Genomic DNA, 13,201 nt, shown 5'->3' with positions numbered 1-13,201 from the left:
GGCAAAAGGGACTTCAAATTTAAGCTGACTGGTTTTCTTTCGCTAATCTGGCTTGCATATTTTTAATGGCTAGACCAACAATTTCATTGGTTAATTGTTCGTTACGTACTAATAAAGGGCCGTGGAAGTATGAACCAAAAGTATTTTTATACATAACACCTTCCGTTTGGTCTTCTCCGTTGTTACCAAAACCAGTAACCACCTTACCTAAGGGTTGGGTATTTTCCCCTAAAAAGGTCCGTCCGTTATGGTTCTCATAGCCATAGTAAGTCTGGCCAAAACGGTCATTTTCAATGACGATATCACCAATAAAGCGGTTATTGTCTTGATTTAATGTGTAGTGGTCTAAGGCACCAATACCTTCTAACCGGTCGCCAGCAGCATTGATGTAGTACTTTCCAAGCAATTGGAATCCACCACAGATACCGATTGTTACACCGTCGTTTTCAATATACTCGGTTAAAGCTTCTTTTTTTGATTGGAGGTCACGGGCTACAATTTTTTGTTCATAATCTTGGCCACCACCAAAGAAGACAAGGTCAAATTGGCTAGGGTCAAATTCATCACCGATAGAGACTAATTGGGTTTCAACATTGACTTTTTGTGCTTTCGCTGCGTGTTGTAACATCAATAGGTTACCGTTATCACCATATGTATTCATTAAGTTCCCATATAAATGGGCAATTTTTAAAGTTTGTTCCATTAACTCATGCGCTCCTTCACGTAACCTAATTCAGCCAATTCTTTTCTAATAGCAAGCATAGCTGTATAAGTCGCTAGAATATAGACTTTTTCAGTCGGTGCATTTTTCACTGTTTCAATAATGGCTTTAGGATCTTCTAACTGGATTAATTGGTCTTGGTTAAAGCCAGCGACTGCCATACGTTTAGACAAGTCAGCCACACGAATACCTGCCACATAAGAAGCTTCAATATTGTCCATTTCGGCTAGTTTTTCAAAGTTACCATCCCAAATCCATGATACATCTTGGCCGTCAGCGGGGCGGTCATTTAAAACTGAAATCAGGGTATATGGTGCTTTTTCTAAAAGACATAATTCGATGATTTGGTTTAGACCTACAGGGTTTTTGATAAGGTTAATCCGTAAGTCGTGATCTTCCACGTTAATGGCTTCTTGACGCCCGAAAATACGTTTAGCCCCTTGCAATCCTTCAGCGATATCTGCTTGGCTGACACCAAAATACCGGCCTAGTGAATAGGCTGATAAGGCATTGTAGACATTATATAAACCAGCAACTGGAATACTGTATTGGTAGCCATCAATTGTAAAGCTAGCTGATTCCGGTGTTAATTCATTAATTTCTTCTACTTGGTAAGTTAATTCTGGACGACTCACGCCACAGTTTGGACAGAAGTAGTCACCAAGGTTGCTGTAGGTAATGCTATGATAATGTAAAACATGTTCACAGTTCGGACAGATAACACCATCAGTATTGTTATCTGCTAGAAAGTCTTTTGACTGGTCTTCTGTGTTGAAACCGAAAAAAACTTGCTTGTTGTCTACTTTACGTGATGAGAAAATTGGCGCATCACCGTTTTGCATTAGAATAGCGTCTTTCGCTTTTGCTGCACCTTGTAGGATAAAGTCATAAGTGGTATAGATCTCACCATAGCGGTCCATTTGGTCGCGGAAGATGTTGGTGGTTAAAATCACTTCTGGTTTAATATGTTCAGTGATATGACGTAAAGATGCTTCGTCCACTTCAAGAACAGCGACTTTATCCTTGGTTTTTGTACCAGAGTCTTCGATGAATGAAGATGTAATCCCTTGTAGCATGTTTGACCCTGAATTGTTGGTCATGACATGATCAAATTTTTGTTTCAAAATATTGACAGTTAGAGCAGTGGTTACTGTTTTTCCGTTGGTACCCGTAATGATGACTACACGGTAATTTTCTCCTAAGGCTTTTAAAATCTCGGGATCAATTTTCTGTGCAATTTTACCGGGTAGAGAAGTACCACCGCTTGTAAATCTCTTTAATAATTGTTGGCTTGTACGGCCGGCTACTGTTGCTAGTTGACTCTTAAATTTCATTTTTGGCACTCCTCTAATCATTTGCTATCCGCTACTTAGGCGAACTCTTAATGAGCTAATTTTACCATAGGTGGACAAGATTCTAAAAAAATTCCTGTCATTTAAAATTTCTTTAAACTTTTACTGGGAATTTGACTTGCAAGCAGGAAATAAAATTGACTAGTGACGGGAATAAAAGTAAAATGAATAGCTGAGTAAATCGATATTAAAAAGTATGGGAGTGTTTAGATGGCTCAGTTATTTTTCCGTTACGGTGCAATGAATAGTGGTAAGTCTTTTGAAATCATTAAGGTAGCACATAACTATGAAGAACAAAACAAACATGTCTTGGTTTATACCAGTGCTGTTGATAACCGTGCTGGTGTAGGGAATGTGTCTAGTCGTGTGGGCGAAGAAAGATTAGCACGTGCAATTGCGACGGAGACGGATGTGTATGAGGATTTAACCACTTATATGCGAGAGAACGACCAAAAAATTTATTGTGTGTTAATTGATGAAGCCCAATTTTTATCAAAAGACCACATCTACCAATTGGCACGTATTGTTGACGAATTAGATATCCCAGTTATGGCCTTTGGCTTGAAAAATGACTTCTTAAATAACTTGTTTGAAGGGTCTAAATACCTATTACTTTTAGCTGACAAGATTGAAGAAGTGAAAACCATCTGTTGGTTCTGTGCCAAAAAGGCTATTATGAACATGCGTGTAGCTGACGGGAAACCGGTGTATGAGGGTGAGCAAGTGCAAATTGGCGGAAATGAAGCTTATTACCCAGTTTGTCGTAAACATTATCACCATCCACCATTGAAAGATGGTAAAATCTATATTGAGCGCAATAATGGTGAATAGCAAGTAGGTGTAAGTGAAATAACTTTGCCTCACCTACATTAATATCGAGAATAGACTGTAAGTTTTACATAAAGAAATAGAAAAGAGTTGAGAGCATGTTTACAGACCAATTAGATTCATTTATTGCCCGCTATGCGGAAGTAACTGAGTTAATGAGTGACCCGGACGTGATTAATGATAATCAACGGTTCCGCGCTATCTCTAAAGAAGAAGCTGATTTAAGACCAAAAGTAGAAACATTTAGTCACTACAAAGATGTGATTCAAGCTATTGAAGATACTGAGGAATTATTAGCAGAGTCATCAGATGATGAAATGACCGAATTAGCAAAAGAAGAATTGAAAGAATTAAAAGCAGAACGTGACAATCTTGAAGAAGAGATTAAACGTTTAATGATTCCTTCAGATCCAAATGATGACAAAAATATCATCATGGAAATCCGTGGTGCAGCGGGTGGGGATGAAGCCCAATTATTTGCGGGTGACTTGTATGAAATGTACAATCGTTATGCAACTAGCCAAGGTTGGCGCGTTGAAGTTGTTGAATCATCTAGTAATGATATCGGTGGTTTCAAAGAAATCACTCTACAAATTCAAGGGGACAATGTATATTCTAAATTGAAATTTGAATCTGGCGCTCACCGTGTACAACGTGTACCAGATACAGAGTCTCAAGGTCGTGTTCATACTTCTACTGCTACAGTGGGTGTCATGCCTGAACTTGAAGATATCGACTTCGATTTAGATGATGGTGATATTCGTATTGATATTTACCGCGCCTCTGGTGCCGGTGGTCAGCACGTTAACAAGACGTCTTCTGCCGTTCGTTTAACCCACGAACCAACAGGTATTCAAGTGGCTATGCAAGACCAACGTTCACAACAACAAAATAAAGATAAAGCAATGATGATCTTACGTTCGCGCGTATACGAAAAAATTGCTTCAGAGCAACAGAATGAATATGACTCACAACGTAAGAACTTAGTAGGTACCGGGGACCGTTCAGAACGTATCCGTACATACAACTACCCGCAAAACCGTGTAACAGACCATCGAATTGGTCTAACTATTCAAAAACTAGACCGTATTATGACCGGTGAATTGGATGAAATCGTTGACGCTTTATTATTAGCCGATCAAGCCAATAAATTAGAGGAGTTAAATGATTAATAAGACGTATTTGGAGGTCCAACAATGGGCCTCTTCTTTTTTAGATAAAAATGACCAGGAAGCAGAAATTGCTTATCACTTGATGTTAGATATGGCTGACTTTTCAGTATCAGATTGGTTGGTTAAACGACAGCAAGCAATATCAGCAGAATTATTTGAAAACTATAAACAAGCAATTGAAAAAGTAACTTTTGAAAATTATCCATGGCAGTATATTGTTGGTAAGGCTTGGTTTTATGGTGAGCCCTTTATTGTCTCACCCGCAACCTTAATTCCAAGACAGGAAACTGAAGATCTAGTGACTTTGGTAGCTAATCAAATTAAGAAAGGTATCATTCCTGAAGATGCCAGAGTGGTGGATATTGGTACCGGTTCGGGTATTATTGCGATTACTTTAAAAATGCTTTTTCCAAAACTTGATATGACTGCAACTGATATTTCTGATGAAGCGCTGGCTGTTGCCCAAAAAAACGCTGAACAGAAGGGCGTCAATATACAATTTAAGCAGGGTGATTTATATGAACCGCTATTAGGTGAACGATTTGATTTAATCATTTCCAATCCACCTTATATAGGACAAGACGAAGTAGCGGTAATGTCTAAATCGACAGTTCTATATGAACCTCATCAAGCTTTATTTGCAGCGCAGGACGGCTATCATCTATATTGTCGTCTATTTGACGGTTTATCCTTACATTTGAACACACCCGGATGGTTTGTAGCGGAGTTCGGATATAAGCAAGGAGAATACTTGATAAATGAAGTAAATGACCGATTTAAAGGGTCAAAAGCAAACGTTTATAAAGATTATTCCGGAAATGACCGTATTCTACTGGTGAAAAACGAAAAAAGTTAGATACATTATCCGGATAACATGTTAAAATGAAATTACAAGATGAAAGGGGACTTTCTGCTATGACAAAAATCATTCAGGCAGATCAACTTGAGGAAGGGGCGGCCTTACTTCAATCTGGTGCATTAGTTGCTTTCCCAACTGAAACAGTTTTTGGTTTGGGCGCAATTGCAAACCAGGAGGCGGCAGTCAAATCCGTATATACAGTAAAGGGACGACCTAGTGATAATCCATTAATTGTGCATATTGCTGATGCAAATCAAATATATGACTATATGATGGATGATGATGGCAAAAGACATCAAATCATTGAAAAATTAGCCGCAAATTTTTGGCCGGGGCCATTAACTCTGGTGGTGCCAGTTAAAAAAGATATTTTTCCTGCTGTGGTAACTGGTGGCATGGAAACAGTAGGCATACGCTTGCCAGACCAGGAATTGACGCGTGAGTTAATAAGGAAAACTGGTTTCCCAATTGTAGGACCTTCAGCAAATATTTCTGGAAAGCCTAGTCCAACAAGTGTCGACCATGTTTTACATGATTTTGATGGCGTGATTGGTGGAATCATCAACGCTGAACCAACGCGTATTGGCGTAGAATCCACTGTACTCGATTTGACTGATGAACGAGGGTTAATAATTTTGCGACCTGGATACATCACCAAATCAATGATTACAGAAGTGATACCAGATGTACCTGTATTCTTAGCTGGTAGCATCGCCAATGATGCGACTGAAGCTCCAAAAGCACCAGGGATGAAATATATTCACTATAGCCCTAACCAGCCTGTAGTGGCTGTTTCTAGGGAAAATATGACACAATTCTTGGCATCCTTAAGTGACCAAGAAATATCTTTTGCCCTAGCTGCTACAGACAAGACCCTCGAACGATTTGGTCAAATGACCGAAGTTTCTTTCAAGCTTGGTAATAATATTGATTCAGCTACGCAAGCACTATTTGCAGCGCTTAGATTTTTCGACGATCAGCCAAATATCCAACAAATCGTGGTAGAACTATTCCCTGATATTGAGGAAAATGCGGCTTATCGTAACAGGTTAATCAAGGCTAGCTCGTTAGTAGTTGAATAGATCTTTGTATTTTGTGTATGGATGAATAAGACAAAAAGACCTGGAGGCAAATAAATGACTAAAGATATTATTTTCGATTTACTAGATGAAGAAATGGCGCGTCAACAACACGGTATTGAATTAATTGCAAGTGAAAACTGGGTTTCTGATGCTGTAAGAGAAGCACAAGGGTCAATTGCGACGAACAAATATGCAGAAGGTTACCCTGGTAAACGATACTACGGTGGTTGTGAAGTTGTTGATAAGATTGAAACACTAGCTATTGACCGTGCCAAAGAATTATTTGGTGCTAGCTATGCAAATGTTCAACCACATTCAGGTTCACAAGCCAATATGGCTGTTTATGATGCCTTCTTAGAACCTGGCGATCTAGTATTGGGTATGAATCTAACAGACGGTGGTCATTTAACGCATGGATCTAAAGTTAACTTTTCTGGAAAAAAATATGACTTTATTGCTTACAATGTGAGTGATGAAGAAGAATTTATTGATTACGATGAAATTGAACGATTAGCGAAAGAACACAAACCTAAATTAATCGTTGCAGGTGCATCTGCTTATACACGTACTATTTATTTTGACCGTATTGCAGAAATCGCTAAAGCAGTTAATGCTTATTTTATGGTAGATATGGCGCATATTGCTGGTTTAGTAGCTGCAGGTCTACATCCAAATCCAATTCCTTATGCAGACGTTGTGACTTCTACAACGCATAAAACTTTACGTGGACCTCGCGGTGGTTTAATCCTAACTGCGAACGCAGATTACGGCAAGAAATTAAACTCTGCTATTTTCCCTGGCATTCAAGGTGGACCTTTAGAGCACGTGATTGCTGCCAAAGCTGTTGCCTTCGGTGAAGCCTTACAAGACGACTTTAAAGACTACCAGGCGCAAATTATCAAAAATGCCAAAGCCTTTGAGAAAGTCTTCAATGAAGAAGGCATTCCAATGGTATCTGGTGGAACTGACAACCACTTGTTATTACTAAAAGTTATCGGTTTTGACGTGACAGGTGCTGAAATCGAAACAGCCTTAGATGAAGTTGGTATTACTGTAAATAAAAATACTATTCCAAACGAAACTTTAAGTCCATTTAAGACAAGCGGTATCCGTATTGGTACGCCTGCCATCACCACTCGTGGATTTAAAGAAGCGGAGTCTGAACAAGTGGCTCGATTGATTGCTAAAATCATCAGAAATCCTCAAGATGAAGCTGTTCGTGCTGAAGTTCGTGCATCTGTTAAAGCCTTAACTGAAGCAATTCCATTAAAATAATCTCATTTATAGGACTTGAAGGCCTAGCTTACTTGCGCTAGTCTTTCAAGTCCTATATAATATCTAGAGTTTGAGCAAAATTAATTGGCTGCATAAAATTTAAAAGTGAGGTAAATATTCATGAGTAAATTAGTTGTAATTGATCACCCTTTAGTACAACACAAGATGGCTATGTTACGTGATAAAGATTTAGGCACTAAAGGTTTCCGTGAATTGGTAAATGAAATTACAATGTTTCTTGGTTACGAGGTAACGCGTGATTTATCAATGGAAGAAGTTGAAATTGAAACACCTTTAGTTAAAACAACCCAAAAAGTTATTGCTGGTAAAAAATTAGCGATTGCCCCAATTTTACGTGCTGGTTTAGGAATGGTTGATGGCATGCTATTATTGATGCCTGCAGCAAAAGTAGGTCACATTGGTATGTTCCGTGACGAAGAAACTTTACAACCACAAGAATACTTCTTCAAAATGCCTCAAGACATTGAAGAGCGTGAAGTAATCGTAGTAGACCCAATGTTAGCGACTGGTGGATCTGCCATCATGGCCATTGATTCTCTAGTGAAACGTAATGTTAAAGCAGAAAGCATTAAATTTGTATGTTTAGTTGCAGCGCCAGAAGGTGTTAAAGCTTTACAAGATGCTTACCCAGAAGTTGATATTTTTTCGGGTGCATTAGATGAGAAGTTAAACGAAGATGGCTACATCTTACCAGGTCTTGGTGACGCTGGTGACCGTCTATTTGGTACCTTATAATTGTCATCAATTACATGTATATGCTACTCTTGATATACAAAACCAAGCATAAACATTTGAAACAAATAAATTAATATTAGATAGGTGATAATAAAAATGACGGAAAACATGATTGTTAAAGGTGGCCGTAAGTTAAATGGGCATGTAAGGGTTGATGGTGCAAAAAACGCTGTTTTACCTTTATTAGCAGCCACTTTATTAGCAGACCAAGGGAAAAGTCGCATTACCAATGCATCATTACTATCAGATGTATATGTAATGAACGATGTATTGCGTAACTTGAATGCGCAAGTTGATTTCGATGAAGAAAACAATGAAATTATCGTGGACGCTTCTGGTGATCTAACGACTGAAGCACCATTTGAACTTGTCAGCAAGATGCGTGCTTCAATCGTTGTAATGGGGCCATTATTGTCTCGTTATGGTCATGCTAAATTTGCTATGCCAGGTGGTTGCGCTATTGGTTCGCGTCCAATTGACTTACATGTCAAAGGATTTGAAGCTTTAGGTGCCAAAGTAACGACTACAGCAGGTTATGTTGAAGCAAGCGCTGATAAATTAGTGGGTGCCAATATTTATTTAGACTTCCCAAGTGTTGGGGCAACACAAAATATTATGATGGCTGCTGCATTAGCTGAAGGGACAACAATCATTGAGAACGTTGCTCGCGAACCTGAAATCGTTGATTTAGCCAACTTTATCAATAAAATGGGTGGTCGCGTTCAAGGTGCCGGCACAGATACCATTAAAATCCGTGGGGTTGAAAGCCTTGAAGGAACTGAACATTCTGTCATCCCTGACCGTATTGAAGCAGGAACATTTATGGTAGCTGCAGCCATTACTGAAGGTGATGTCTACATTGAAGACGCGATTTCAGAACACAACCAACCATTGATTTCTAAATTAAAAGAATTAGGTGCGACAATTACTGAAGACGTGTCTGGTGTCCGTGTGCAAGGTTCTACCGTTTTGCATCAAACAAAAGCAAGAACTTTGCCATATCCTGGTTTCCCGACTGATATTCAATCACCCTTTACAGTTGCCCAAGTTTTAGCAGAAGGTACTTCAGAAATGGAAGAAACTGTTTTTGAAAATCGCTTTATGCACTTAGAAGAATTGCGTAGAATGAACGCTAACTTTAATATTAACGGCAATACAGCTATTATGAACGGTCCTGCTAAGTTGCAAGGGGCAGCAGTAGCTGCTTCTGATTTACGTTCAGCAGCAGCCTTAATTTTGGCTGGTTTGAAGGCTGAAGGGATGACCAAAGTGTCTGAATTGAAATACTTAGACCGTGGTTACCACTCATTCGACAAGAAATTACAAGCCTTAGGCGCAAATGTACTTCGCGTGGATGTGGATGGTAAAACAGACGCAGAGCTTGCTAGTTTACTAGATTAGAATGGTCGTGACGAAATGAAATATTATCATCAATATATTAACGAACCATGGAAGAAAATTGTATTTTGGGGACTACTGTTATTGATTGTTGGCTTCCTACTATTCATTATCGGTGGTTTGATTGGATACAGCATATCGTCTGACCAATCAGCCTTCAATTTCTTAAACCCAGCTAGCTGGAACCATGTCTTCTCATTTATACGTTAACATGACTATAAGCAATTTGAGGGGTGATCCTGTAATCACCTCTTTTTTGATATGAAAATGACAAATGGATAGTCAAGCTAACTAGCAACAGGTGTTTACTTGCGTAGCCAACTGCTGGTTGACGAGGTCTTTTTTTTAGATTGCCTTATTTTTGGACTAGGATTTTTCAGGTTCAAATAATGATTCGCCACAATTTGAATCAGTTTTTTAGTGGGTCATATGTTACAATATGCTAGATACGAGGTGAGTTTATGGATGGCATTTTGCCTTTATGGAAAGAACGTGGCATGACTAGTCACGACTGTGTATTTAAAGTAAGAAAGATTTTAAAAATGAAGAAAGTCGGCCATACAGGGACCTTAGACCCGAATGTTGACGGGGTTTTACCGATTTGTTTAGGTAAGGGGACTAAATTGGTTGAATTGTTGATGGACAAAACCAAAGTCTATACTGGAGAAATCACCTTAGGCTTTGCGACGACTACTGAAGACCTGGACGGTGAAGTGGTTGCTGAAGAATCTTTATCGCATCCTTTTGAAGATGACTACATTCAAGCATTCATGCAAGAATTAACAGGTCATATCGTTCAGATTCCACCCATGTATTCGGCGATTAAAGTCAAGGGTAAACGCCTGTACGAGTATGCCCGTGAAGGCCTTGAAGTTGAACGACCTGAACACCCGGTATTTGTCCACGAATTCAAGTTAATGGGACCATCTCGTTTTGAGGACAACAAGCAAGTTTTTGCTTTTGAAGTGGTATGTGGCAAGGGGACCTATGTCCGCACTTTAGCTAGCGACTTAGGGCGAAAGCTAGGGGTGCCAGCGACGATGACTAGCCTAACTCGGGAAGAATCAACCCCTTTTTCAAGGGAAGATTGTCTGACCTTATCACAATTGGCAGAGGCTGTTGAAGCTGAGGATTATAATTGGTTGGTACCAGTTGAATCGACCTTATCAGCATATCCAGTTTGGCAGGTTCCGGCTGAGGATAGCCACTTAGTGAAATTGGTGGAAAATGGGTCGGTCCTAGAATTAGCGACGTTACCTGCTGATTTAAGAAACCAATTACCGGTGACGGCTTATATCGACGACAAGTTAAAGGCGCTTTATGATGTCCATCCAAGTAAAGATGGTAAAATAAAACCAAGTAAAATGTTTTAAAGATTGGACGATACTGAATGAAAACGATAAATTTACACCATCCCTTTGAACAATCAACGATCTATGCGGGCGATGTTGTCCTAGCCTTGGGTTTTTTTGATGGGGTCCATAGAGGCCACCAGGCGGTTATTCAAGCTGCTCGTGATGAGGCTGACCGTTTGCAATTACCACTAGCTGTGATGACTTTTAATATGGCGCCACGCATCATGTATCAACAAATACACCCTGAAAAAGTGACTTATTTAACCACTCTAGTCGAAAAAGAGCGGTTAATGACTCAGCTTGGTGTGGACTATCTTTATGTTACCCAGTTAACGTCATCATTCTCCGCCTTGAAACCGCAAGAATTTGTGGACCAATATATGGTAGGCTTGCATGCCAAATCGGTTGTAGCGGGCTTTGACTATACCTACGGCAAGAAGGACATCGCCAACATGCGGACCTTAGCTAGCCATGCAGCTGGTCGGTTTAACATTATTGAAGTGAATAAATTATCGGAAGATACCAGCAAGGTGGGGTCAACTGAAATTCGCCATGACTTGAATACTGGTCAAATTGACAAAGCTAACCAACAATTGGGCTATATCTATTCAATTGATGGGATTGTTGTTCATGGAGAGAAACGCGGCCGTGAGCTAGGGTATCCAACAGCTAATTTAATGGTTGTAGCAGAATCATTGATTCCAGTTGAGGGTGTCTACGTGGTTGAGATGTTGTTGAATGGGCAAGTCTACCCAGGTGTTGCTTCAATTGGGACTAATATTACCTTCGGGGAAAACCGCAAGCGTACAGTAGAAATCCATCTTTTAGATTTTAAAGGGGAAATCTACGGTGAATACGTAACGGTTTATTGGCATAAATACTTGAGACCTGAACTTAAATTTGATGGCATTGAAGGGTTGATTAAACAAATGGATCAAGATGTGGTTGATGCTGAAAGTTATTTAGAAAGTTTGCAAAAATAGTATCATTGTAAAATATGTGAAATATGACTTTGAAATGAGCGCTAGGGACTTGTCTTTGGCGTTTTTTTGACAAAAAGTGTGCAAGTATAATCAATAAAATGGGAAACGTTGATATAAAAGGTTTTTAGTTGGTCGTTTTTATAGATTCGATTAGACAATTTTTAGAATAGTAGTAGAATGGAATAGGAAATAAAAAATATTGGAGGAATGTCAAAATGGCATATTTGGATCGTGCTAAAGAAATTTTTGATGATGCAGTAAAGGTTCGTCGTCATTTACACGAAAACCCTGAAGTTGGTTTTGAATTACCAGAAACAACTAAACTCGTGAAATCAAAACTTGATGAGTTTGGAATTGCATACGAAAACGTAGGTGATACATACGGAATCACTGGTACATTAGGTGACAGTGCTAAAGGTAAAACTTTATTGTTACGTGCAGACATGGATGCATTAGCAATTACCGAAAAATCTCAATCAGCATGTACATCTAAAAATGAAAATGGACACTTATGTGGTCATGACATGCACACCACTATTTTACTAATGGTTTTAAAAATGTTGAAAGAAAACGAAAACCAATTAGAAGGTCAAATCAAATTCTTATTCCAACCAGCAGAAGAAACTTTAAACGGTGGACGTGTCATGGTTGAAGAAGGTATTTTAGAAAACCCCGCACCAGATGCTGGTATGGCTTTACATATGTGGCCAAATGGAGACAAAGTGGATGTTGAGATCCACCAAAAAGAAGCTTTAGCATCTGCTTTAAACTTCCGTATCACTATTAAAGGTGTGGGTGCTCATGGTGCAATGCCAAACAACGGTATCGACCCAGTATTTGTGGCTAGCCAAATTATTAATGGGGCGAACGGTATTTTAGCTCGTGAATTACCATCTAACAAAGGTGCTTCTTTATCTATGGGTTACATCAATGCGCCAGGTGGTGCTATCAACGTGATCCCTGATACAGTTGTCTTAGAAGGTACTTCTCGTTCATTATTCCCAGAATCAGCAGACCACGTTTCAAAACGTTTACCAGAAATTGTTGAACATATTGGTAAAGCATTCCGTGCTGAAACTGAATATGAAGTAATGGCTGACTGTCCGTCATTAATTAACTCTAAAGAAATGTCTGAACAAGTGATGGCTTCTGCTAAAGAAGCTTTAGCAGATAAATATGACGTGGTGAACGTACCACCATACTTAGCTTCAGAAGACTATGCACACATTGCTAGCAAATTGCCAGAATCAACATACTTCTTCATTGGTTGTCCATTACCAGATGACAATGGTGAAGTATACCCTGTTCACCACCCATTAGTACAATTCAACGAAGAAGCATTAATTGTTGGATCTGCTACCTTAGCAACATCAGCAACTAACTGGTTACGAGATAATAAATAATATTCTGATAGAAGTCT

At 39.2% G+C, this 13,201-nt stretch carries 13 protein-coding genes; 11 read left to right on the top strand and 2 right to left on the bottom strand.

The features are described 5' to 3' along the window. Positions 1-19: 19 nt before the first annotated feature. Together AWM74_RS00150 and AWM74_RS00145 are read right to left on the bottom strand one after the other, a co-directional pair. Complete coding sequence (locus AWM74_RS00150; protein WP_016897069.1) at positions 20-703, bottom strand: type 1 glutamine amidotransferase; 684 nt, start codon at positions 701-703, stop codon at positions 20-22. Beyond that, positions 703-2,055 (bottom strand): Mur ligase family protein, encoded by a 1,353-nt coding sequence (locus tag AWM74_RS00145; protein WP_026466105.1) that lies wholly within the window; start codon positions 2,053-2,055, stop codon positions 703-705. The genes AWM74_RS00150 and AWM74_RS00145 overlap by 1 nt, the downstream gene beginning before the upstream one ends. A gap of 228 nt (positions 2,056-2,283) precedes the next feature. Here AWM74_RS00145 and AWM74_RS00140 point away from each other — a divergent pair, with 228 nt between their 5' ends. The 11 genes from AWM74_RS00140 to AWM74_RS00095 all read left to right on the top strand — a co-directional run bounded on the left by AWM74_RS00140 (position 2,284) and on the right by AWM74_RS00095 (position 13,184). Then, the gene (locus AWM74_RS00140; RefSeq protein WP_016897071.1) at positions 2,284-2,904 is read left to right on the top strand and encodes a thymidine kinase; all 621 of its coding nucleotides are present in this window, start codon (positions 2,284-2,286) and stop codon (positions 2,902-2,904) included. A 95-nt stretch (positions 2,905-2,999) separates the two neighbouring features. Next, positions 3,000-4,073: a peptide chain release factor 1 gene (prfA, locus tag AWM74_RS00135; protein ID WP_026466104.1), complete on the top strand. Its 1,074-nt coding sequence runs from the start codon at positions 3,000-3,002 to the stop codon at positions 4,071-4,073. Continuing rightward, positions 4,066-4,929 carry a peptide chain release factor N(5)-glutamine methyltransferase gene (gene prmC, locus AWM74_RS00130; RefSeq protein WP_026466103.1) on the top strand — a complete coding sequence of 288 codons (864 nt, stop codon included), beginning with the start codon at positions 4,066-4,068 and terminating at the stop codon, positions 4,927-4,929. Before prfA ends, prmC begins: the two co-directional genes overlap by 8 nt. 59 nt (positions 4,930-4,988) lie before the next feature. Further along, on the top strand, positions 4,989-6,014 hold the full coding sequence (locus AWM74_RS00125; protein WP_026466102.1) for an L-threonylcarbamoyladenylate synthase: 1,026 nt from the start codon (positions 4,989-4,991) through the stop codon (positions 6,012-6,014). A 54-nt stretch (positions 6,015-6,068) separates the two neighbouring features. After that, on the top strand, positions 6,069-7,289 hold the full coding sequence (gene glyA / locus AWM74_RS00120) for a serine hydroxymethyltransferase (RefSeq protein ID WP_026466101.1): 1,221 nt from the start codon (positions 6,069-6,071) through the stop codon (positions 7,287-7,289). Positions 7,290-7,409: 120 nt separating this feature from the next. Further along, on the top strand, positions 7,410-8,045 hold the full coding sequence (gene upp / locus AWM74_RS00115) for a uracil phosphoribosyltransferase (protein ID WP_026466100.1): 636 nt from the start codon (positions 7,410-7,412) through the stop codon (positions 8,043-8,045). Positions 8,046-8,141: 96 nt separating this feature from the next. Continuing rightward, entirely contained in the window at positions 8,142-9,446 is a 1,305-nt protein-coding gene (gene murA, locus AWM74_RS00110) for a UDP-N-acetylglucosamine 1-carboxyvinyltransferase (RefSeq protein ID WP_026466099.1), read from the top strand. 15 nt (positions 9,447-9,461) lie between these two features. Continuing rightward, complete coding sequence (locus AWM74_RS09290; RefSeq protein WP_016897078.1) at positions 9,462-9,653, top strand: DNA-directed RNA polymerase subunit beta; 192 nt, start codon at positions 9,462-9,464, stop codon at positions 9,651-9,653. Between the two features lie 251 nt (positions 9,654-9,904). After that, positions 9,905-10,816 (top strand): tRNA pseudouridine(55) synthase TruB, encoded by a 912-nt coding sequence (gene truB / locus AWM74_RS00105; protein ID WP_026466098.1) that lies wholly within the window; start codon positions 9,905-9,907, stop codon positions 10,814-10,816. Positions 10,817-10,833: 17 nt separating this feature from the next. Then, on the top strand, positions 10,834-11,781 hold the full coding sequence (gene ribF, locus AWM74_RS00100) for a riboflavin biosynthesis protein RibF (protein ID WP_026466097.1): 948 nt from the start codon (positions 10,834-10,836) through the stop codon (positions 11,779-11,781). A gap of 215 nt (positions 11,782-11,996) precedes the next feature. Further along, positions 11,997-13,184, top strand: coding sequence for a M20 metallopeptidase family protein (locus AWM74_RS00095; RefSeq protein WP_026466096.1), 1,188 nt, complete (start codon positions 11,997-11,999; stop codon positions 13,182-13,184). The last annotated feature ends 17 nt before the right edge of the window (positions 13,185-13,201 follow it).

The organism is Aerococcus urinaeequi, assembly GCF_001543205.1.
Lineage (GTDB): Bacteria > Bacillota > Bacilli > Lactobacillales > Aerococcaceae > Aerococcus > Aerococcus urinaeequi.
The sequence above is the reverse complement of the archived record's forward strand: the minus strand, read 5'-3'. Positions and strand labels throughout refer to the sequence as shown.